Origin of the sequence: Pantoea sp. UBA6567, assembly GCF_002434165.1 — a bacterium.
Classification (GTDB): domain Bacteria; phylum Pseudomonadota; class Gammaproteobacteria; order Enterobacterales; family Enterobacteriaceae; genus Pantoea; species Pantoea eucrina.
The window spans coordinates 35,587-57,216 of record NZ_DJJN01000012.1; the positions used below are offsets into that span (position 1 = coordinate 35,587).

At 54.7% G+C, this 21,630-nt stretch carries 17 protein-coding genes; 1 reads left to right on the plus strand and 16 read right to left on the minus strand.

The annotated features are described in order from the left end of the window. Positions 1-63 precede the first annotated feature (63 nt). The 14 genes from B4M48_RS17330 to B4M48_RS17395 all read right to left on the minus strand — a co-directional run bounded on the left by B4M48_RS17330 (position 64) and on the right by B4M48_RS17395 (position 16,700). Entirely contained in the window at positions 64-1,161 is a 1,098-nt protein-coding gene (locus B4M48_RS17330) for a T6SS immunity protein Tli4 family protein (RefSeq protein WP_288657489.1), read from the minus strand. Further along, complete coding sequence (locus B4M48_RS17335; RefSeq protein ID WP_071669205.1) at positions 1,158-2,762, minus strand: esterase/lipase family protein; 1,605 nt, start codon at positions 2,760-2,762, stop codon at positions 1,158-1,160. Before B4M48_RS17335 ends, B4M48_RS17330 begins: the two co-directional genes overlap by 4 nt. Next, positions 2,762-5,287 (minus strand): type VI secretion system Vgr family protein, encoded by a 2,526-nt coding sequence (locus B4M48_RS17340; RefSeq protein WP_071669204.1) that lies wholly within the window; start codon positions 5,285-5,287, stop codon positions 2,762-2,764. The genes B4M48_RS17335 and B4M48_RS17340 overlap by 1 nt, the downstream gene beginning before the upstream one ends. A gap of 116 nt (positions 5,288-5,403) precedes the next feature. After that, positions 5,404-5,640 (minus strand): hypothetical protein, encoded by a 237-nt coding sequence (locus tag B4M48_RS17345; RefSeq protein WP_139239687.1) that lies wholly within the window; start codon positions 5,638-5,640, stop codon positions 5,404-5,406. Positions 5,641-5,673: 33 nt separating this feature from the next. Continuing rightward, positions 5,674-6,321: a hypothetical protein gene (locus B4M48_RS17350; protein ID WP_071669203.1), complete on the minus strand. Its 648-nt coding sequence runs from the start codon at positions 6,319-6,321 to the stop codon at positions 5,674-5,676. Between the two features lie 6 nt (positions 6,322-6,327). Continuing rightward, positions 6,328-8,931 carry a type VI secretion system ATPase TssH gene (gene tssH, locus B4M48_RS17355; protein ID WP_288657493.1) on the minus strand — a complete coding sequence of 868 codons (2,604 nt, stop codon included), beginning with the start codon at positions 8,929-8,931 and terminating at the stop codon, positions 6,328-6,330. Positions 8,932-9,165: 234 nt separating this feature from the next. Next, positions 9,166-9,375, minus strand: a complete 210-nt coding sequence (locus tag B4M48_RS17360; RefSeq protein ID WP_288657495.1) for a hypothetical protein — start codon at positions 9,373-9,375, stop codon at positions 9,166-9,168. 54 nt (positions 9,376-9,429) lie between these two features. Further along, positions 9,430-9,921, minus strand: coding sequence for an Hcp family type VI secretion system effector (locus B4M48_RS17365; protein ID WP_039380468.1), 492 nt, complete (start codon positions 9,919-9,921; stop codon positions 9,430-9,432). Then, positions 9,887-11,587 (minus strand): OmpA family protein, encoded by a 1,701-nt coding sequence (locus B4M48_RS17370; protein ID WP_288657497.1) that lies wholly within the window; start codon positions 11,585-11,587, stop codon positions 9,887-9,889. Before B4M48_RS17370 ends, B4M48_RS17365 begins: the two co-directional genes overlap by 35 nt. Then, complete coding sequence (tssL, locus tag B4M48_RS17375) at positions 11,587-12,237, minus strand: type VI secretion system protein TssL, short form (RefSeq protein WP_071669200.1); 651 nt, start codon at positions 12,235-12,237, stop codon at positions 11,587-11,589. Before tssL ends, B4M48_RS17370 begins: the two co-directional genes overlap by 1 nt. Then, positions 12,234-13,571 (minus strand): type VI secretion system baseplate subunit TssK, encoded by a 1,338-nt coding sequence (gene tssK / locus B4M48_RS17380; RefSeq protein WP_039380472.1) that lies wholly within the window; start codon positions 13,569-13,571, stop codon positions 12,234-12,236. The genes tssL and tssK overlap by 4 nt, the downstream gene beginning before the upstream one ends. A gap of 14 nt (positions 13,572-13,585) precedes the next feature. Beyond that, positions 13,586-15,133 (minus strand): type VI secretion system contractile sheath large subunit, encoded by a 1,548-nt coding sequence (gene tssC / locus B4M48_RS17385; protein WP_039380475.1) that lies wholly within the window; start codon positions 15,131-15,133, stop codon positions 13,586-13,588. Positions 15,134-15,165: 32 nt separating this feature from the next. Then, complete coding sequence (gene tssB, locus B4M48_RS17390; protein ID WP_039380476.1) at positions 15,166-15,663, minus strand: type VI secretion system contractile sheath small subunit; 498 nt, start codon at positions 15,661-15,663, stop codon at positions 15,166-15,168. Between the two features lie 332 nt (positions 15,664-15,995). Then, positions 15,996-16,700 (minus strand): MgtC/SapB family protein, encoded by a 705-nt coding sequence (locus B4M48_RS17395; RefSeq protein ID WP_039380478.1) that lies wholly within the window; start codon positions 16,698-16,700, stop codon positions 15,996-15,998. A 413-nt stretch (positions 16,701-17,113) separates the two neighbouring features. Here B4M48_RS17395 and ddlA point away from each other — a divergent pair, with 413 nt between their 5' ends. Then, the gene (gene ddlA / locus B4M48_RS17400; RefSeq protein ID WP_039380480.1) at positions 17,114-18,208 is read left to right on the plus strand and encodes a D-alanine--D-alanine ligase; all 1,095 of its coding nucleotides are present in this window, start codon (positions 17,114-17,116) and stop codon (positions 18,206-18,208) included. A 7-nt stretch (positions 18,209-18,215) separates the two neighbouring features. Here the strand turns inward: ddlA and B4M48_RS17405 are convergent, their stop codons facing one another. Next, positions 18,216-19,634, minus strand: coding sequence for a GGDEF domain-containing protein (locus B4M48_RS17405; RefSeq protein WP_039380482.1), 1,419 nt, complete (start codon positions 19,632-19,634; stop codon positions 18,216-18,218). Between the two features lie 220 nt (positions 19,635-19,854). Then, positions 19,855-21,330: a SulP family inorganic anion transporter gene (locus tag B4M48_RS17410; protein ID WP_039380484.1), complete on the minus strand. Its 1,476-nt coding sequence runs from the start codon at positions 21,328-21,330 to the stop codon at positions 19,855-19,857. Positions 21,331-21,630: the final 300 nt, after the last annotated feature.

A 21,630-nucleotide genomic window follows, 5' to 3' on the forward strand; every position in this document is an offset into this window, starting at 1 on the left:
TTTATGAAGTTAATTTTATGTCTTTAAGCGTATAAGGAATATATTGCTATTCAGTTAAAAAATTTATTTCCTAATTGCATTGGGACGAACGCGGATAGTATCAGTGATCTGCTGCCAGAGGGTAACCGCCTCAGCCTGCGTAAGCCGGCCTTCACCCTCCGTTCCTTCTTGCAGAAAATTGACAGACAGCACAGGGTGCAGCGGGGATGCCGTTTTCTCATTAATACGAAGCAGGAAACGCAGCGCTTTCTGACCGCGGGTATCGCTGAGCATCCCTTCAGCAAGCCACTGCTCAGCATATAATCCACTAATATGGCGTCGCCCGCTGTGAATAGTAGAACCCTGGGCTTGTTTAATGTATGGCTCCATTATGGCGCGTCTTTCTAACAGAGAATCATCAGAAGCAGTATAATTATCACTGTCAAAATAAAACTTCATGTGGGGGTACTCTGAAGAGAGATAATGAACATTAACATCTTCATTTACTAGCTTCGTGCCATCTTTAATGAACAATTCAGGCAGGCAAAACCCGGGAGCCACAGGTATTTCATTCTCCTGCCTGGCAGAGATCCGCTTTAGTAGATCTGTCAGTTCAGAAATCTTTTGTGGAACATTATTTCCATATATTTCCGGGAAATCTTTGCGATCTTCATCATAGCGCGGCGATGCTCCGTTTCTGGCTTCCATTGTTGTTTCTATTGCCATACCATTTGTATACATATGTGCCTCAATAATTCGCGCAGAATCGTAAACCTGGGTACTCTCATTTCGCTCAAATATCACTCCTTCCATACCGTCTGGCAGAGAATAAACACCCTTAAGATAAGGCATATCTGCAGGCCTTAATGTTTTCTCAGCGCGTAACTCAGCCTCTCTTAATCGAATTTTTTGTTCAAACGCCGGGCGGTAGATACGCTTGTACTCTATCGGTGATTTTTCAATAAACGCCATAACACTATTATGGGTTGCAGTGAATGTGTCCGGCAGGTCAATCAGATAACGGCCGATACAGCGGGTGGTCATTTTGTGCGTAAAGTGCTTCACGTTTTTATGCTCCTCTTCGGTCAGCTTTATTTCCGGCTGCAGCCAGCTAAAGCCATACCAGCCGGCAAAAATTCCAGCCAGCAGTATTATTACTGCAATTGCTTTTTTTATACTCATTCATACCTCAGCGCGGTCTGCTGTATCTGCTGCACAATTTTTACCAGCGCCCGCAGGGTAAACTGCTGTGCAAGTCGGTGTTTAAACGCTGCTTCATGAGAAACCGAAACCTGAAAACTCGCCTGTAAATGATGCTCAGCAATCCTTCCCGAGCGTACCGGAACCGTGCCATCCCCTGACTCTTCAGCTGGCAAAATCTGGTAAGTCTGGTGAATACCCTTTGCCCAGCCGCTACCTGAAAGGGGAGAAGAAACGCTTCGCTTATCAAACATCTCGGTTTTATCTACCGCGCGTCCTGCAAGGCCGTCACGCTGGCGGTTACGGTTCAGCCATGCGTCAGCGCGACGTGTGTTAGCCCGCCAGCAAACATCGCCATAAGAACGATACGTTATTTCGGCGCTGTAGAATGCCCAGCTATGAGGATGATATTTCCCTGAGATCTCCTCAATAAAAGGCTGAACTTTTTCATTTAAGAGAATTGAAAAAATTTGCCAGTCTCTGTCGCGGTCTGCTGCAGTATGACTTTTGCCCGGGTTAATAAAATGATCTTCACATAGCCCCCACCACTTATCCCGCTGCAGATAGATTTCTTTGTAAGGATCGTTTTCCGGAAAAGCATAGGTAGTTTGATCATCGATAATCTTCAGCCAGCGCTGCCCGTAAGCTTTGCCTGGCAATAGCTGCAGGGGGCCTGGAGATTGTGAGAGCACCACAGTCATAAATTTGGCGTTTGCTCCTAAAGCATGTGCAGCCATTGCGCCGGTAAAATTATCGGTGCCGTTTTCATTTCCGGCTTTCATTCTGCGATAAGTGGCGGCAGCTCCCGCAGCCGGCATCACGCCATGTATTACGCCCAGTACTTTGTCCGCTCCACCACAGCATTGTGTATAGTGCCGGGCGACGAGCCCCCCCATTGAATGGGTAATAAGGATTACTTTCTCGCACAATCGGCCTTTCTGACGATAAAACCGGATTTGTTCATCAATGTAATTACCCAGGGCCATCGCAGACTCACTATTCGATTGCAGCCAGTTATATCCCATGGCAAATACCGGAAAGAGGTAACGGTAGGTCAGGTCTACTTCTTCCCGGGTCAGTGAAACATCACCTGACTCTGTTTTCAGAATGGATTGCAGCAGATTTGTACGTTCGCCAGATGGGCCATTATCAAAGTCGTTAAGTGCGTTTTGCAGCCAGTCAAGAAATGCGGCATAGCTGGTATATGCGACACTTCCCCAACCGCGTTGCCGGCGATTTTTCAACAAATAAGGTTCTGTCTTCTCAATAATTTCGCCACCATCATCTACCTTTGTCCTGTCTGGATGCAGTTTTCTTTTCCTGGTTTCTGCATTCGCATTTTTCCAGTCCCAGAAAAATCGGATCTCATCGTCCAGTCGCCATATTTCTTCTCCGTTTTTATTTTTTAAGTTACTGCCCATAACGCCCGGGATAAATATAATTGGTATAATACGCTCAGGATAAAGCACACATTGCTGAACGATGTTTTCTCCTTTCGGAGTGCTGAAAAGCTGATAACAGGGGTTGCCATTGTCATCAAACGTTGGCTGAATTTTTAATGTCTTTTTTTTCTCAGACATCATTAACGTTCCTTGTTTAATGTTATGTTAACGCTGGCAATATCAGGAAAATCCTGCGGCGTCAGTTTTCCTGCGCTGTCAGAGTCTGAAGTGGTTTTTCCAAGGTCGCTACTGATCTCTCCTGGGCAGCTTTTTACCGCCTCCTCGCTGCCTGCCCGAATTATCTGGGAGTTAAGTTCATAATTACCCTGTTGCCAGGTATTGAACATTTCACCGGCACTCTGACCACCAAATTTTTGCCACACGGCTGCACGCTGAATAATTTTATCCGGAGCACCGCTCTCTACCTCACCATTTCCTATACGCAAATAAGCCCCGCTGCTGCCCACCAGCAAAATATCCTGTTTAGCGCGAATGGTGACGTTACCTTCACTGCTGCTAATGAGCACATCCTTCAGCGCATCCAGCGTCATTCCATCAGACTGAGCCTGAATCTCCACTTTTCCTTTCGCGGCAAAAAATTTAATTCCCAGCTTCTGAGCGAACAGGCTGATTGCTTCGCCTGCTGCTACTGTGAAATTTTTTAAAATGCTGAAATCAGTGTTTTTACCACTTGTGGCGATCAGGTTTTCGCCGGCGGTCAACTGCAGGCTTTTTGCTGTAGCCTGCGCGATGCCAGCGGGCGCTGAGAGTAAAAGCGCGGCTTGTTTTAGTTCGGTAAGTGCTTCGCTTAACAGCGACTTTTGGGTTTGTAAATCTGCCAGCTCAGCTGTCGCCGCCTCCGCTGCGCTGCGTAAGGACGCGGTTAATTGCTGTGCCTTATACAGTTCATTCACGGCATCTTGCATCGCCAGCATTTTTCCCTGCGCCTGAGGCTGCGCATCCGCGCTGATAAATACCCCTTTGCCACCGCGGATACTGATCCAGTTATCCGTCCGCAGTTCAGCCCCTTCACCACGAAGAACCCTGCTCGCGTCAACGTTATGCCCCAGATTCAGCTGCGTCTTCCCGCCATACTCCGTGCTGAGCTTGATGTGCTCCTCACCGCGCTTATCCTCCATGCGCAGCTTGTTAAAGCCTGCCGTACGGATGACGTTGCGCGTGCTGTTCTCTTCAGTGACGTGATCGACATGCCTTGAATCGTGTAACGCATGCGCGATATAAGGCTGGTCCGGATCGCCTTCGCGGAACGCTATCGCTACCTCGGTGCCCTGTATAAGCGGGAAGTGGAAGCCGTACATATCGCCGCCGTACGGTTTCGCCAGGCGCACCGGCATGCTCTCCAGACCGCGCTCCCGGCTCTCCTCGTCGGCGTCAAATACCACGCGGTATAATCCCGCTGCATCCTGCCAGGCGTAGATATCGTTATCTTTTGCGCTGGTCACGCGCGCCGTCATGGTGCCGCTGACTTTTGGGCGTTCAAGTAAATCGGGACGCCAGCAGAGGGTTTCACTATAGGGAACGGCGCTAAGCGTTACGCGCATTGCTGACTTTCTGCTGGCAACAAACCCCAGTCTGATCATAACAAGTGGATTGAGAAGCTGTTCCGGCAAAGAAGGGGGAATATTATTATCGGTTACAGTAATAACCTGCCCTGCAGCAAGGCCAGGATCGCTGCTTGTACCCACGATAACAGACTGAGCAGCCAGAAACCGTTCGTGATCGAGTTGCGCATAGAAGTTGGCGGTTTCTGCGGAGGGAAACATTTTATCGCCTGCCTGAAGATGTCGGGCGCGATAATGATAAGCCTTCCCGTAATTTATTTTGTCGCCATCCCCCCGCATCATATCTGCTTCTTCAGAACGCAAAATATACTGAGCTGTGCGATGATTATAATCTTTCGTCGTCACGCTTTTTTGTACAATATGATGCTGCTGGTTTAAGCCCCAGACTGAGTCGATGCCTCCATCCTCCATGCCTGAGGGTGTGGTGAACAGTAATACTTTTCCCGCTTCAAATGCTGCCTGACTATCGCCAAAATGAATAACCTCAGTACATACTTCTTCCTGCAACCGGAAATAGTAGAAAATCCCGACCTCAGCTAATATCCGCTGGATAAAAGCAAGGTCGCTTTCCTGATACTGATTAATTTGTTCACGCCTCGGATAATCCCGCTTCAGGCTGAATTGATATTGCCAGCTCTCCAGTCCATGCTCTGCTAATATCTGAGAAACGACTTCAGTAACGGATTTATTAACAAAAAAACGATGAGTGCGAAAATTTTTATCAAGTAATGCAATGAAGGGTTTTATCTCCACTTCATACAAAACCTGATCGACGGAGCTTTGCAGGCGTCGAAAACCTGTGACAATGCCATGCACAGTTTTTCGCGTTTTCAAAGGCAGCATTTTATCCCGCGCACCTGGCATGTCGTACATATACAGCCAGATATGTTTACGTAGCACTTTCTGAGAAGGAATATTTGATTTGTCACTGGTAAACCTGATTGTATAGCGATAGATTTCACTCAACCCCTCCTGAGCATCAAATTCTTCGACATCCATTTGAAAGAGGCAGTCAGGAATTTCCAGATGAAATCGATTGAGTGAAAGCGGAGAAGATTTAATGAGATTATTATAAGGGACCATTTATCCTCCATGATAAGATCAATTCCCACCGGGGGTGCCTGTGTGCTTTCATAGCCAGTGGAAAAACGCAGGTCAGCTAAAGTGTTTAAATAATTAAATTTCCGCATGAGAAAAACTTAATAGTGAATATCAAATTCATTATGCATTTTTTCAAAGCTAAATTTAATCAAACTATAACCTGCATATACCAGCAAGAACAAAATAGCAATTATGACATAGCGATAATCGCTAGTTGAAAAGAAAACATACCAGATTGACATAACCAAACCTGTCGCCATCAGCATTGAGCCTATTGCCCTGACAGCGAGTGATGCCAAAGTTAAGCCTATGCGTTTTATCAAAGAATTTTTCATGACTCCTCTTACCATACTCTCAGGCAGATAAAATTAACCTTTTAAACCATTAAAAAAATGTCTACATAACTCGTCAAACTCAAGAGGGTTTTCTTTATGTATATTGCAGGCTCTTTCAAAGGGAGCAACAGTATCTTTAACAACAAAATAGAGTAAATCCAGATTACCCATGCGTCTTAGTCTGGAGTAAATGACCGGATTAGCTGACTCAAGATTTCTTGATGTATAAATTGCTCTCGATGCTTCGCTACCAAGGTATAATAGTGAGCCAATTATCGTGCCAGAGAATATAGCATTTGTAGCATTAGCTGTCAGAGCACGTCCCAGATTGACACCTGTCAGATGGGAGAAAGACAATCGGCCCATAATATTAACGCCAGTTTTGTCTGCAACATCCCTTACCTTTTCAAAATTGATTCTTGAAGTAAAATCATCAATAAAAACGCTGACGATTTTCTCAACAACCTCTTTTCTGAAAACGCCCCGCTTAACTAACTCTGCTATCCGATATTTATCGTTACTGTTATTTCTGCGATGTTCAGTATCTATGTAATCATAACTCAGGTAAGCCATGCTCACCGAAAAAGAAATAAATCCTTTGGTGAAATTCACCAATAGTCCTGAGTCATCAAGATTAATCGCATCAAGCATATCTCTGGCAATCTTTTTTGTACTGTCCATAAGTTACTATTCTCTAAACACCAGCACGAAACCTTCATCTTCTGTCCACGTCATAGATAGCTGCTGCGGACAAGAGCCCGCCGCCTGCCAGGCGAGGATTTGCCTGCTCACAACCGGCAAAATCTGCTGGCTGAGCAGGCCGTCAACGTTGCGCGCGCCGGTATCCGGCAGCAGGCAGGCGGCGGTGAGGGCATCACAGAGCGCGTCTGTGATATCCGTATGCAGGCCGTAGTGACGCTGCAGGCGATCTCTGACCTTCTCAAGCTTCGTTTCAACGATGATACGCATCGTGTCACGGCTCAGCGGGCGGTAAATTACCGTCTGAAAGCGCGCCAGCAGTGCCGGCTGGAAATGGTCGCGGATAATCGGACGCAGCAGTTGCTGCAGATCCGCCTCGCTGGCGTCCGGCTGTTCACTGAGCAACCGCATTAGCGCGTCGCTGCCGAGATTGGAGGTCATCAGGATAACCGTATTGCGGAAATCAATTTCCCGTCCCTCGCCGTCGCGCATAAAGCCCCGGTCAAATACCTGATAAAACAGGTTAACCACGTCGCGGTGCGCTTTCTCCACCTCATCAAGCAGGATCACACTATACGGGCGCTGGCGCACTGCTTCGGTCAGTACGCCGCCCTGACCATAGCCCACGTAGCCCGGCGGTGAGCCCTTGAGCTGGCTCACCGTATGCGCCTCCTGGTACTCGGAGAGATTAATGGTGATCAGCGACTTTTCGCCGCCGTACAGCGTGTCAGCCAGCGCCAGCGCCGTCTCTGTCTTACCAGTTCCGCTGGTGCCCACCAGCAGAAACACGCCCAGCGGGCCGTTCTCAGCGGTCAGGCCGGTTTTCGACGCCCGCAGTCGCTGTGCGATGGCATTCAGCGCTGCCGGCTGGCCTGCCACGCGGGTTTCCAGCGTCTTTTCCAGTGTCAGCAGCGCCGTCTGCTCATTCTTCATTAAGGAAGAGATCGGTACGCCGGTCCAGTCGGCAATGACGCCCGCTACCGTACGCGCGTCTACGTCCAGCGTGATCAGCGGCTCACCCTGCTGCAGCGTCTGCAGGGCAGAGTGTAACGTGCCACGCCTGACGTTCTGCGTCGCGTCCTGACGACAGGCCAGCAGCGTCTCCATCATTTCGCGCTCGGCCTGGTAACGCAGCTCCAGCTGTTCAAGGCGTTCCTCAGCGCGGGCCAGCTCGCTTAGAATGTCATGCATGCGCCCTGCCTGGACGGGACCGCCCAGCGCTTCATCATCCAGAATGGCGCGTTTTTCAACGTTCAGCGCGTCCGTGCGGGCACGTAACCGCGTGATGGCTTCCGGCACCGTATCCTGACTCATACGTACGCGGGCGCTCGCGGTATCCAGCAGGTCTACTGCCTTATCAGGCAGCTGTCGTCCGGTCAGGTAACGCCGGGAAAGCGTAACGGCCGCGCGGACGGCGGCATCGCTAATATGTACGTCATGATGCTCTGCGTAACGCGATTTCAGGCCTCTGAGCATCAGGCAGGCGGTTTCATCATCCGGTTCATCAACTTTTACCCTCTGAAAGCGACGCTCCAGCGCGGCGTCCTTTTCGAAGTACTGCTTGTACTCGCTCCAGGTGGTAGCCGCGATGGTACGTAGCTCGCCACGCGCCAGCGCGGGTTTGAGCAGGTTAGCCGCATCTGCGCCACCCGCCTGATTACCGGCACCGATGAGGGTGTGCGCTTCGTCAATGAATAGCAGCACCGGCTGCTCCGCCTGCTGTATCTCATTAATGATGGTTTTGAGGCGCTGCTCAAACTCGCCCTTTACGCCCGCCCCCGCCTGCAGCATACCGAGGTCAAGCGTGCGCACGCTGACCGTGCTAAGACTCTCCGGCACGTTGCCTTCGGCAATGCGCAGCGCCAGCCCTTCCACCAGCGCAGTTTTACCCACGCCCGGCTCGCCCACCAGAATCGGGTTGTTCTTGCGGCGGCGGGAGAGAATATCCACCATCTGGCGGATTTCATTATCGCGCCCGTATACCGGGTCGATCTTGCCGTCGCGCGCATCAGCAGTCATGTCGCGGGTAAAGCGGCATAGCGCCTCTGAGGCAGCGGATTTTTTTTCTCCAGTAAGATCGGACGGCTGAACGGTGATATCCGGTATAAACTGCGGCTCTGCCTGGCTCTCGTCCGATTGCGCATCCAGCAGCGGGCGCAGCGACGTTATCCGGGGCCGATCCAGGGTAAGAACCGGCCAGAGTGCAGCACAGCACATCAGCCCGTGATGATCGGCCATGGCGAGCAGCAGGTGCAGGCTGCGGATACGCTCCTCCCCGGCCATCGAGGCAGCCAGCCAGGCCTCCTTTAGCAGATGGTGCAGACGGGCCGACAGCGCTGGCCGGCCACACACCTGACGTGGCCGATCGTTGAGAAAGCTCAGCAGATCCTGCCAGACGTCATCCATGTCCCACTCGTAGCGACGCGCGATGACCGTGATGTCCCCTTCTCCCTGCTCCAGCAGTTTAAGCAGCCAGTGCTCAGGTAAGATTTCTGCATGTGCGCGGATCTGGCACAGTGAGGCAGCGGCCTCCAGCGCACGCGCGCAGAAAGGGTTAAGCCGGCGCAGCAGCGCTGCAGACGCATGTTCCATATATTTTCTCTCCGTTTCAGGCACGCTACCGCCCCTGGCCGTTCACCGAGGCCCATAAGGCTTAAAAACAGGATTGGCTGAGCGCTGGTGTAAAAACGCTCACTGAACGTGGCGACAGGTGTCGCCACAGAGGGGTTAAAAACTGTGGCCGAGGTGCTCTCTTTTATTGATATCAATTGGCCGGGTGACGCTGTTATCCAGAATGACGTGCCAGCAGGAGCTGCCCGTATCCGGTTACAGTGTCATATGCCAGCGGGCATCACCGCCGCCATTTGGCCCCGCTTTCCGGTGTGGTCCGGCAATCACCTTGAGCGTACCGCTGCAATAAGCATCATTAAGCTGAGAATCGATGGCACACGCTTTTTCAATCAGGCGTTCCGTATAGTTCTTGCTGAAACGCGGATCTTTCTGCCAGTTGGTCGCCCAGTTAGCGAGATGCGACATAACGCCTCCATTTGCAGGTGCTCAGAGCACAACGCCCTGAGCAGGGTGAATCAGTTACGCGGTAGCGCGTTCGCTCCAGGAATCGGAGTGGATGATGTTGCCTTCTTTATAGGTCCAGGTGATCTTTTCGTAGCGCAGCTCAACGTGCTCCAGATGGTTGTGCTTCTCCTTTGCCGGATCTTTGGTGTCGTGCATCACCGGATTCACCTTCACCACCTTCACGTTCTCAAGCTTTGTGTTGAAGTACTCAACTTCCTGACCCGCGTCGTTGATGCGATACCATTTGAACTCCGCCGATTTCAGAGTCTGTCCGGTGGTTACCGCTTTGTAGAGATACGGGCTTGACGCGTCGATTTCTTTAGTGAGCAGAAAGGGCGTATGAATACGGGTGCCGGTCAGCTTGCCGGTATTGTTGTCGGTAGGGATGTACAGGTTATGCTCCTGTGCCACCACCTCAATGCTGCCCTCGCGACTCTTCACATCTACAGACCCTTTGATGTCCGCTCCGCCATCATTCTTCAGCCACAGATAAACCGGAATTGCCATGGTATTGCTCCTTTTCAGATTGAGAATGGCCATCATCCTGCGATGACCGGGTGGGTCCGTCCGCTACGTGACAGGCGTCAGCCTGCGGTACCAGACTGATTTCGACGCGACGGTTACGCGTGCGCCCCGCCGCCGTGTTGTTGGCGGCAAGCGGGCGGTCATGACCGTAGCCCTGCACCGCAAAACAGCTCTCCGGCACGTCGCCGGTGTCGCGCATCCAGTTGCGCACGGCTTCGGCGCGTCTCAGTGAGAGCAGCTGATTACCTTGTGCACTGCCGGTACTGTCGGTGTGGCCGGCTATCACAATCAGCCAGCCGGGCCGGGCTTTGATATTCACCAGCGCGTGGAGCAGCACCTTGCCGGAATCGGTTTTTAGCGTTGCCCTGCCCGATTCAAATAGCGACAGGCTGTCAAGGCGCACCGTTTCTGGCCCCTGTACGACCTGCCGGATAACCGGGGCCGGCGGCGGGGGCGGTGCCCAGCGGTGTATGGCCGCATTCACCGGTGCGGTCAGCCGCATGCCCTGATAGAGCCCCATACCAAACCGCATCGGCTCACCGCTGCGCTGCCACTCATCCAGCAGCGCGCGATCGCGGATAAGCGCATTGCGCGCAAGGGTTTTCGCCGCAATGGCGTCATCAGGCAGGCTGCGCCACAGGTCAAGGTGATCGGTCACGCTGCGTGTGAGGCGCTGGTTGTGAATGAAAGAAAAAAGCATGGCGAGTGCCAGAAACAGACCCAGCATCAGGCCAGCTATGCGCAATCTGCGTAGCCAGCGGCTGATACCCGGCCGCCGCGCCAGGCCGGACAGAAGGCGATCCGGCAGCGGTAGTGAAAGCGGGGATTCGTTGTTTTCAGATGAAAGCGTGGTCAGCCCGGCAACATGCTGCTGCCACAGGTTGTCCGCCAGCGCCGGCGACGGCGTCAGGCAGAGACCGATCTGGCAGGGGCGCGCTGAGTGCGAAGCGGCAAACTGCCCCGCATACCACTGCATCACGCTTTGCAGCCTGAGCGCGTGGTGAACAGAGTGCGCATCCTGTGCTGCCCATTCACTCAGTGAAAGGCGGGCACGTTTGTCCGGATGAAACTGCAGCTCTGGATGGTCGGCCGTCAGGCTGAACCAGTATGTGCCGCTATCCCCGGACGAATTCCATATCACCGTCCGGAGCGGCGGCAGTCCGTTCAGCACGCGGCGGCACTGCAGAAATGCCCGCAGCCACACGCACTGCTGCTGTGTAAATATCTCTGCGGAGGTGTGCAGTCCGGGGACGATGGCCAGCATTACTGACAGCTGCGGCATCAGTGACGGAGAGTGAAGAGCCAGCCGTTCCGCCAGCGCGGATAACTCATCGGGCTGGCGAACGTTCAGATACCATCCCTGCCCGCTCTCATGGTGGTCCCGATCGCCAAACAGCAGCGCGGTGTCTCCTGTCACGAGGATCACCGGCCGGCGCCAGGTTTCAGGTGGCAGGCTGGCATCTGCAGCAGAGTGACTGTCAGAGGTGGACCGCTGCAACCGCCACAGAATAAACGCAGATACCAGCAGTATCAGTCCGCAGAACATCGCCCTGTTCAGCGGCTTCAGACCCCAGTACTCCACTACCAGCAGCAGGGCAAGTCCGCTCCCCAGCAGCACCAGGCCCTGACGTGAATCGGGTCGGAACATTACTGCGCCCCCGCAATGTGCGACACCATATCTGCCAGCGCTGACTCCAGCACGAACCAGAGTCCGGCGAGCAGCATCACGGCCACTCCCCAGCTCAGCCAGTAAACGCGGCGTCCGGTGCGCAGACCTGCGGGCCGGATAACCAGCGGTGCATCTTCCGGCAGCGTAAACGGCGGCACCCGCGCAGCCAGCGCATTCACCACATCCTCACGGCGTTCATCATCCTGAGCGCGATAGTGCCCGACGAAACCCAGCTGCAGCGTGCGGTAAAAGCAGGTCAGGACAGCGATCTCCGGCGCTGGCTCATGCAGCACGGTACGGATGCGATCCCATAACGCTTCCCCGCCGTTCAGGGAGCCAAAAAAACGCACCTGCAGCGGATCACGGCTCCAGCGAGCCCAGCCATCATCCTGAACTCCCCGGTTCAGTACCGCCTCATCCAGCAACACGCAGAAGGCATATAACATATGGTCGCAGCTGGCCTCGCTGACTCCGGCTTCTGACAGCGCTTCACGGGCTGACTTGACCCAGTTAACCGCCTCACGATAGAGCGCGTCTCCGTTTTCAATTTGCTGCCCGCCTCGCAGCTGGCTTACCATCAGCCAGCCCTGAAAAAAGAGTCGTTCCGTCAGTTTGTTAAGATTATTCATGAGCGCAGCACCGCGTAGAGTTCCAGCTTCAGCTCACCCAGCGATTCCGGGGTATAAAAAGTACAGCCGCCGGAGGCAAGCATCGCCTTCGCCGCATCCGTTGAAAGATCCAGCGCAAAGTACTGGTTCTCAAGGCGCAGCGGAATAGCCGCAGGCACATGGGCTAGCGGGCGGATGGTCATACCGCTCAGGGCAATATTCACCACTTCAGAAACGTCAGCGTGGCTGCCAGCCTTGCACAGCAGCGGAAAACGCGCCTGAAGTTCGTGATTTGGCAGAGACGATCGAACAGAGAGATAAAAATCGGCCCCTTCGCGCAAACGGGCATCGTGCAGCTTTCCCTTCCACAGTACGCCCTGATTCTCCAGCTCAATGGCGATAACACGGGAAGGCAGACTCGCCTCCAGCAGCGTGTCCAGTAGCATAAAGAGCGGCGGGAAAACCTGCTCCGGCAGCTCATGCCGGTAGCGTGGGATCTCATCCGGCGTATTGCTGAGGGAAAACGTCAGCAGGCTGCCTGCCAGCCGCACCAGCTCGCGATAAAGCAGTTCAGGATGACGTGACGGCGCGTGGTGCAGCTCTGTCAGTACCGGATCGGCGCTGTTCAGCGCATTCAGCAGCCAGAACAGAGAAACGTCGGATACGGCAAAGTCCGCCATACGCTCATTGCTTTCGCGGCGCAGCTGCATCAGATGCTGACGCCGCGCCTGCAGGCGGTGCAGCAGGTCACCCAGCCCCGTAACCAGCGCCGGACAGGCAGTCAGTGCCAGCATGGGCGGGATAAATGCCGCGTCGCGTACCCACTCTCCCTGCGCATTGCGCTTAAGACGGGCTACCGGACAGGTCAGATATGCAGCGTTTTCCTGATGCGCCAGCCGCAGCCGTAGGGCATAACGCTGCACCGCAATCTCCGTGATCTCATGACCGGCCAGTTCCTGCACGCGCTCCCGGGCGGCGACCCAGCGGCGCGGACGCTCGCTTTCGGCATCGTTGACCAGATTACCGCCGCTTGCGTTGATGAGCGGTAATGCCAGCACCACCTCCACACAATCCCGATCTGTGACGTTCGTTAAGTCACAAACTGGCGGAAGCGCATCAGCCAGGCGGGTATCAACCAGCGTGCCATCGGTAAAGCGGACGGCAATGCGCGTCGCATTCAGTTTTGAGAGTGCCAGCGCGCCGTCATCGAACTCTGCACACAGCACTCCCCATGGATGAGCCAGCGTCATACCTGCGACGGTACCGGCCACATGCGCGTCCCACATCGCCTGCTGCTGGAACTGCTGCGGCGTCAGAAACGCGCCCTCTTCCCATAACGGACGGTAAATTTTCATTCCGGATGGCCGCCTTACGCTTTCGCTTTTGGCATCCGGGATACCAGTGACAGGTTGACGTCCATGCCTTCCACCTGAAAGTGCGGCACCGCAAACAGCTTCACGCGGAAGAAGCCTGGATTGTCCTCAATGTCTTCCACCACCACTTTTGCTTCACGCAGCGGGTGCGAAGCCTGCAGCGCATCGCCCGGATTTGTCATCTCCGTCACCAGCGTTTTTATCCAGTTATTGAGCTCCAGCTCCAGCAGGCGACGATCTTTGGTGGTTCCGATGTTCTCGCGCTGAATCAGCTTCAGGTAGTGCGCAATACGCGACAGCAGGAAGATATAGGGCAGGCGGGCATTGATACGGCTGTTTGCCGTAGCGTCAGCCGTGTCATACAGCGCCGGTTTCTGCGTGGAGTTTGCCGAGAAGAAGCAGGCGTAGTCGCGATTCTTATAGTACGAGAGCGGAATAAAGCCGAGGTTCGCAAACTCAAACTCGCGGGTTTCCGGGATCATCACCTCTGACGGGATTTTCACCTGGTTGCCGGTGCCGAGATCGTAAAGATGAATAGGCAGGTCATCTACTGCGCCGCCCGCCTGCGGACCGCGAATTTGTACGCACCAGCCGTTGCTGATGAAACTTCTCACCATATTTGCGGCAAAAGCGAACGCGGCGTTTACCCACAGATATTTCTCGTGGTCCGGGCCTTTCACCTCCTCCGCGTAGTTAAAACTGCGTACCGGCACAGTGTCGGGGCCCCAGGGCAGACGACCCAGCACGCGCGGCATGGTCAGGCCGATATAGCGGGCATCATCGGTTTCGCGGAAAGATTTCCACCTGATGTACTCAGCGCGATCAAAGTAGTTGCCGATATCCTTAATGGCCGCGACCTCTTCCATGGAGTCTTTCAGGAAGAACGCCGGACCTGCTGAACCGATAAACGGCATATGCGCAGAGGCTGCCACTTTAGAGATGTTGCGCAGCAGCGCGATATCCTGTGCGGATGCATCAAACTCATAGGCTGAAATGACTGCGCCAATCGGTTCACCGCCTGGCGTGTCGTATTCGGCAACGTAGGTCTGCAAATAGAGACCGCTCTGGACAATCTCCGGCGCATCTTCAAAATCCTGGCGCAGGTCATCTTTCGATATGTCCAGCACGTCGAGCTTCACGTTCTGACGAAAGTCGGTTTTATCTACCAGGGATTTAAGGCCGCGCCACACCGACTCAACCTTCTGAAACGCCTCATGGTGCATCACTGCATCCAGCTGACGGCTAATCTGCGCATCAAGCTCAGCAATGTGGTGATCCAGCAGATGCTTGTCGAGTTTCTCAACCTGTGTGTTGCTGCTTTTCAGACGGGTAAGCAGCACCTGTATGGCCGCGGTAACGCGCTCATCGGCCGAGGCGTCTGACAGCGCCTGACTATCCTGCCAGACGTTCAGATCGCTGAGTTCAGAGACCGGATTGAGATTAATTTTATCAAACAGCGAGGCGTAAACGCCCTCCGCTGCCGGGCGCTGCGGCACGGCGGCACTGCCCGCAGACAGGGTTTCATTCTGAACTGACATCAGGATTGTCTCTCGTATTAGTCCGTTAAGGGGAGAATTCAGTCGTGGTTACTGGCGAGGGCAGAAAGCTCGCTGCGCAGTTCACGGCTCAGGGCCGGATCTCTGAGAATGGTTTCAAACTCTTTGCGAAAGGTCGCATTGTCGAGCAGGTTGGATTTCAGATCGCGCAGCAGGTTGCGCATGGCCAGCATCACATTGAGCTGCGGGATTTGACGGGCAACCTGTTCCGGCTCGAAGTCCTTCATGCTGCGAAATGTCAGGCTGACCTGTTGTTCGCTACCGTCAGCGGCGACGGCGTCTGGTACAGCGTAATGTACCGCAGGTGAAAACTCGCTCAGCACGCTGTCAAAGTTGTTTTTGTTGACGCTGATTTTTTCGCGTTCAGAAACTACACGCTTATCTCTGCCGTTGCTGAAATCGCCTGTCACCAGCAGTTTCAGCGGCAGCTCAGTTTTCTTCTGTGCCTCGCCGGTATGCAGGTCAAGGCGCAGATTAATACGTGCTTTAGGGATCTCATTTTGATAAGAATTGCTCATATTTACTCCTGTAAAAATGGCGAAAAAAACAGATAACCCCTCTGCTTCCTTAGGGGTATGGCGTGAATATAAAATAGGCCGGATTAATAAATCAACCGCATGGGTTAAATTCTTACAATTGATTTATATAGAAAAAAAGCGAAAATTCGACTTAAGTCATTGAAATTGATTTTTAAAGCATTGTTCAGATTTATCTGAAAATTAATCGATTGTATTTTTCATTCCGCCAGGTTATGAGACCTCTGCGCAGTTAACTTGATCATTATCTTTTAACTGTTGTTTTATGGAACAGTTCCTCGATGTAATTAACAAGCAGGTAAAACCAGACGCTTTTAATCGCGCTCCATACCGCACACCTGCCAGCGCACCGCACTGACGCCCTTCTCCAGGCTGATGCGGCTGACAAGATTTTCCAGCTGCTGGGTCAGATTGGGCTTACCCAGCACTTCGGCGCTGACCATCATGCGCTGCGAGCTGTCGATATCTTCACTCTGCAGCGACTGCAGGCGCAGATCGCTGTTGCCTAAACTGTGCAGCATCAGGCTGCGTACCTGCACCTCATCCTGCGCCAGGCAGGTGATCTGCACCGTATAGTGCTGCACCGCTTCGGCGGCCGGCACCAGCGTCTGACGGTTGATGCTCCGCGTCAGTTCGCGCAGCAGAATGTTAGCGCACAGGATGATCAGGGTGCCGATAGCCGCCTCCAGCAGCAGCCCCATGCTGCACAGCACCCCTACTGCCGCCGTGCACCAGAGCGTGGCAGCGGTGTTGAGTCCGCGCACGTTCAGGCCATCACGCATAATCACGCCGCCACCGAGAAAGCCGATGCCGGAGACCACGTAGGCGGCGATGCGCGATGCGTCATGGGCAATACCAGGTACGCTCTGCGTCATCAGTACAAACAGGCAGGCACCGGTGCTGACCAGCGCGTTGGTGCGCAGGCCGGTCATGCGCTGCCGCAGCTGGCGTTCGCTGCCGATCAGCGCACCCAGAATCAGTGCTGCAGTCACCCGCAGCAGGAAAATTTTCCAGTCCATTTTATCCTCCGCATGTCAGCAGACGCTGACAACAGCTCAGAATGAAAGAATGGATCGCAGCGGGCGACGTGCTGCACGTGAGGCAGCAGATGAACAGAGGCCATTCGGGAGGGAATACGCCATCTCAACGCGCGGTTAAGACAGCGGGAACACTATCTTAGCGCGGACGCCTTTTGCGATCGTTTGGGACAGTTGTCCAAGAGAGTGCTCCTGTTAAGTAAACCGCCGCGATTTTAAGCACAGAAAGTCGCGTAATCAAACTGATTTCCCGTCTGTTTAGGGATGATTGACCGTTTTTTGCAACAGCGGGAGCACGGCAGCAGGCGCGCCGTTCTGATGCGATTTGCGCTCCCCTGACCCGGAATACGCGTGCTATCTTAGCTGCTCGCTTAACTGCAATCGGATAAGAAACAATGGCAAAACAGCGCGTAGGGATTGTCTTCGGCGGCAAATCTGCTGAGCATGAAGTCTCATTACAATCAGCAAAAAATATTCTGGATGCGCTGGACCCGCAGAAATATGACGCGGTGCTGCTGGGCATTGATAAACAGGGCCGCTGGCGGCGCTATGACGCCGGCCGCTTTCTGCTCAACGCTACGGATCCGGCGCGCATTGCGCTGCACCCGGAGGGAGAAGCCGTGGCGCTGATACCCGGAGGCGAGCGGGCGCAGTTTATCGGCTGTGAGCAGGCGGAGCCGCTGCCTCATCTGGATGTCATTTTTCCGATTGTGCACGGTACGCAGGGGGAAGATGGCTCACTGCAGGGGCTGCTGCGCATGGCGGATGTCCCGTTTGTCGGCTCGGATGTACTGGGGTCCGCAGTGAGCATGGATAAAGATTTTACCAAGCGTCTGCTGCGTGATGCCGGCCTTCGCGTTGCGCCGTGGATCAGCGTGACCCAGGCAGAGCGCGACACGCTGGACGCGGCAGCGGTCATTGCGCAGCTGGGCCTGCCGCTGTTTATCAAACCGGCTAATCAGGGATCGTCGGTGGGCGTCAGCAAAGTTACCGATGCCGCTGAGTTTAACGCTGCTGCCGATTTAGCGTTTCGTTTTGACCGCAAAATCCTGATTGAAACAGGGATTAACGGGCGTGAGATTGAGTGTGCGGTGCTGGGTAACGACGCGCCGGAAGCGAGCCCGTGCGGAGAAGTAGTGGTGCAGGATGCGTTCTACGCCTATGACACCAAATATATCAACGCCAGCGGTGCGCAGGTGGTAGTGCCGGCAAACATCAGCCGGGAAAACAGCGCGGCTATTCAGGCAACCGCGCTGGCCGCCTTCAAAGCGCTCGAATGTTTTGGCATGGCGCGTGTCGATGTGTTTCTGACGGATCGCGACGAGATCGTGGTGAACGAAGTGAATACCCTGCCCGGCTTTACCAATATCAGCATGTATCCCAAGCTGTGGCAGGCGGCGGATCTGAGTTATCGCGATCTGATCAGCCGCCTGATTGAGCTGGCGCAGGCGCGACATCAGCAGCGTCAGCGCTTAGCCAGCACGATGTAAGCGGCGCTCAGGCCACATGACTGGCGCTCAGCGCGGCGGCGGGCGCCACCTGGTTACGTCCGTTGCGCTTGGCGCTATAGAGATGTTTATCTGCTGCAGAAATCAGCCGGTTGATCACCTCCGGCCACTCCCGCTCGTGCCGCGCGCAATCCCACGCCAGGCCCATGCTGGCCGTCACCGTCACGCTGTTTCCTTTGATCCAGAACTTTTCGCGCGCCAGCGCCTGGCGCACGGACTCCGCCAGCCGGTAGAGCTGTTCCGGCACGGCATCAAACACCACAATCACAAACTCTTCGCCGCCAAAGCGGCAGATCATGCCCTGCTGCTGCGCCACCTGTTGGATACGTCGCCCAATCTCTTCCAGCACGCTGTCACCGGCGTCGTGTCCGAAGTTGTCGTTAATGGTTTTGAAGTAATCGACATCCAGCATGATCACGCCGGTATGGCGCTGCAGAGAAAACGGCATCTGTTTCAGCTGTTCATACAGGCCGGAGCGCGACAGCTGCTGCGTCAGCACATCGACGTTTGCCCGCAGCGCCAGACGCTGATTAAGCTGACGGATAGCGTCCATACTGACCGCCACCAGCAGCGGGCTCAGCGCAACGGTCGCCACCCCGAGGCGTGCCGACGTAAGGTGGCCAATCGGCAACAGCGCGTCGTTACCCTGAATATTCATCACGCCGTGAGAAACCAGCACAATCTCTGTAATACCGGTCAGCAGGATCACCACGCTGGTGACCGGCATAGGCAGCACAATCGCACACCAGATCAGCGCCGGCACCGGAAAGGTCAGACTGCCGGCGCCGCCAATCAGCGCGCCCGCTGTCAGCGACAGCACCACGGCGAGCAGCGGCAGCAGCGTCGCCGGCGTCAGCAGCTGACGCAGAGAGACGCTGCGCAGCGGGCGGGCCAGCATAACGGGCAGCAGCATCAGCGAGGTCGAGATCTGTTCGCTGAACCAGTCAGCCCATGCGACCACAAAGCGCGCATTGAAATCGATGCCCTGCGCCCAGGCGCCCCAGGTCGCACAGGCAGCGGCCCCGAGTAAACAGGCGGGAAAAATGCGCATCGCATTGACGACCTGACTGCTGGCAGCCGGTGTCTGCAGCGGTCTGATCAGCATACAGACCGCGACAAGCGTAAACAGAATATTGGCGATATTGATCGTGACAGCAGCAAACGCCCAGCCTGAAAATACCGTGTCGTTAAAAATCATCGCGGCCAGAGCAACAAGATAAGTGGAGGGCGTATGCAGAAAAGGCTGACGGACAATCAGCCCGGCAATCAGCGCATTAACAGGCCAGAACAGTGAAAACTCTTCAGGGACCCGCAGGTGGCTGCCAAGAAAACAGAAAAAGAGCGTAATCAAGAAAAGCGTGAGAGCATTTTTCTTATCGTTATGTTCATCAAACAGCGAAACGCGCATTCATCCGCATCCTGTAACCTGAAATCGTTGCCGCGTTGCAGTGGCACCCCCTTTTATTGAACATCAGATCGTGCGGTGCCAATTCAGCGAACAGGTTCGGGTTTACTCTCCTGTTCGGCTGGCTAAGGCATCCGGCCTGCAGACGTTCTGCCGCCGATTATGCCGCGCCCGAACAAAAACCGTCTACCCGTGATATCCGATTTTTGCCGGGCATAATCACCTACTTAACGGCTACCGGCCACTGGCTCAGCCGTATGCCCCGCTCCGGCGCATTTTCGCCAAAGTCGCGCAGAACCGCTTTCACATCCGGATCGAGATATTCCGCGTTACCCTGCTCCACAATCACCAGGCTGTTTTCCGGAATTTCTGCCAGCACGCCCTGCAGCTTAGGGTTATGCATAAACGTCAGGTTCTGATGAAAGTGCAGCACATAGTGATCGTCATGGCGGGTGAGCTGCAGCGCATTGCGGTGGCTCTGATAGATGCTGCAGAGGATCTGCACGGCGATCCCGAGGAAAATACCGGCCAGCATCCCCAGCAGGATGATGCCGCCAATCGTGGCCAGAAAAGGCACCGACTGCGCCCACCCCATCCGGATCTGCTCAGCAAACAGGCGCGGCGTCGCCAGCTTGTAGCCGGTGTAAAGCAGCACAGCGGCCAGGCTGGCCAGCGGGATCGCGTTGAGCAGCGAACTGAACCACAGGCCACAGACCAGCAGCAGGACGCCATGGATCAGAATTGAGAGTTTACTCTGTGCACCGACGCTGACGTTCACCGAACTGCGGACAATGACGGCGGTAATCGGCATTGCGCCCAGTAAGCCTGCCGTTAAGTTACCTATTCCCTGCGCAAACATCTCCTTATCAGGCGAGGGAGCAGGATACTGCGGACGCAGTTTTTTCAGCGCCTCCTGGCTGAGCAGCGTCTCCAGGCTGGCGACCAGCGCCAGCGTAACCGCTACCACCCAGACGGCGGGATTCTGCCACGCCAGCCAGTCCGGCGTTTCCAGTTCAGCGGCCAGCGCGCTAAGGCTGTCAAACGCAGGCAGTACGATACGCGGTAACCCGTCGCCCAGCGCCGGAAAGAGCCGGTCTCCGGCGAAGGTTGCCATACAGCCAATCAGCACCGCCACCAGCGGACCGGGGATCCAGCTGAGCACCCTGACTGACTTAACCAGCGGCGTGGTCCAGAGCCAGAGCGTCAGCAGGCCCGCGGCTGCTACCCCAATAGCACTGGCTGAGAACGCTACATTGCCTGACATCAGCGCCCCCAGCCCGCCCTCTCCGGCTGCGCCCAGCGCCACCGGGATCTGCTGCATAATCAGCAAAATGCCGATTGCGGCCAGCATGCCTTTAATCACGCTGCCGGGCACCAGCGCGATAAACCGCCCGGCGCGCAGCAGGCCCAGCAGGCACTGCAGGACACCCGCCAGAATCAGCGCGGTCAGAAAAGCAGAAAAACTGCCCAGCGTCTGGATGGACGCCACCACAATCGTTACCAGCCCTGCTGCCGGGCCGCTGACCGCAAAGCGCGACGGACTCAGCGCGGTTACCAGCAGCCCGCCAATTACACCGGTAAGCAGACCGGCGAAAGGCGGCAGACCGCTGGCCTGAGCAATGCCCAGGCAAAGCGGCAGCGCCACCAGAAATACCACCAGCCCGGCCGGAATATCCTGCCGCAGTGTTTTAACGTTCATGGCACATGCTCCTTAGCTGATTGCGGTACAGATGACGCAGAGGGTATTTAACATAGCCTGAGCGGTGCTCATGACAGGGTAAAACGGCGCCGCGATATTTCACTGATAACGGTTTTTGTATCATCACAATCATCTTCTCTTTATGCCTGCGTATCTGATTTGCAGATAATAAATGCCCTCTGAGCAGGAGGCCGTAAACCTCCGCAGCGGAGACAAAGCAGCTTCACCTCACAAAAATTGGTTATAGCCGCTTAAGATTTAAGTTGCATCTTTATTATTTAACGCCGCGGGACGGCAGCC

Coding starts and splice junctions, on each gene's coding strand:
- tssK (WP_039380472.1), bottom strand. CDS start 13,571: ATGAAAATTTACCGTCCGTTATGGGAAGAGGGCGCGTTTCTGACGCCG.
- B4M48_RS17370 (WP_288657497.1), bottom strand. CDS start 11,587: ATGTTCCGACCCGATTCACGTCAGGGCCTGGTGCTGCTGGGGAGCGGA.
- B4M48_RS17340 (WP_071669204.1), bottom strand. CDS start 5,287: ATGGTCCCTTATAATAATCTCATTAAATCTTCTCCGCTTTCACTCAAT.
- B4M48_RS17365 (WP_039380468.1), bottom strand. CDS start 9,921: ATGGCAATTCCGGTTTATCTGTGGCTGAAGAATGATGGCGGAGCGGAC.
- B4M48_RS17335 (WP_071669205.1), bottom strand. CDS start 2,762: ATGATGTCTGAGAAAAAAAAGACATTAAAAATTCAGCCAACGTTTGAT.
- B4M48_RS17405 (WP_039380482.1), bottom strand. CDS start 19,634: ATGCGCGTTTCGCTGTTTGATGAACATAACGATAAGAAAAATGCTCTC.
- B4M48_RS17360 (WP_288657495.1), bottom strand. CDS start 9,375: ATGTCGCATCTCGCTAACTGGGCGACCAACTGGCAGAAAGATCCGCGT.
- tssH (WP_288657493.1), bottom strand. CDS start 8,931: ATGGAACATGCGTCTGCAGCGCTGCTGCGCCGGCTTAACCCTTTCTGC.
- B4M48_RS17345 (WP_139239687.1), bottom strand. CDS start 5,640: ATGAAAAATTCTTTGATAAAACGCATAGGCTTAACTTTGGCATCACTC.
- tssL (WP_071669200.1), bottom strand. CDS start 12,237: ATGAATAATCTTAACAAACTGACGGAACGACTCTTTTTTCAGGGCTGG.
- B4M48_RS17330 (WP_288657489.1), bottom strand. CDS start 1,161: ATGAGTATAAAAAAAGCAATTGCAGTAATAATACTGCTGGCTGGAATT.
- B4M48_RS17410 (WP_039380484.1), bottom strand. CDS start 21,330: ATGAACGTTAAAACACTGCGGCAGGATATTCCGGCCGGGCTGGTGGTA.
- ddlA (WP_039380480.1), top strand. CDS start 17,114: ATGGCAAAACAGCGCGTAGGGATTGTCTTCGGCGGCAAATCTGCTGAG.
- B4M48_RS17350 (WP_071669203.1), bottom strand. CDS start 6,321: ATGGACAGTACAAAAAAGATTGCCAGAGATATGCTTGATGCGATTAAT.
- B4M48_RS17395 (WP_039380478.1), bottom strand. CDS start 16,700: ATGGACTGGAAAATTTTCCTGCTGCGGGTGACTGCAGCACTGATTCTG.
- tssB (WP_039380476.1), bottom strand. CDS start 15,663: ATGAGCAATTCTTATCAAAATGAGATCCCTAAAGCACGTATTAATCTG.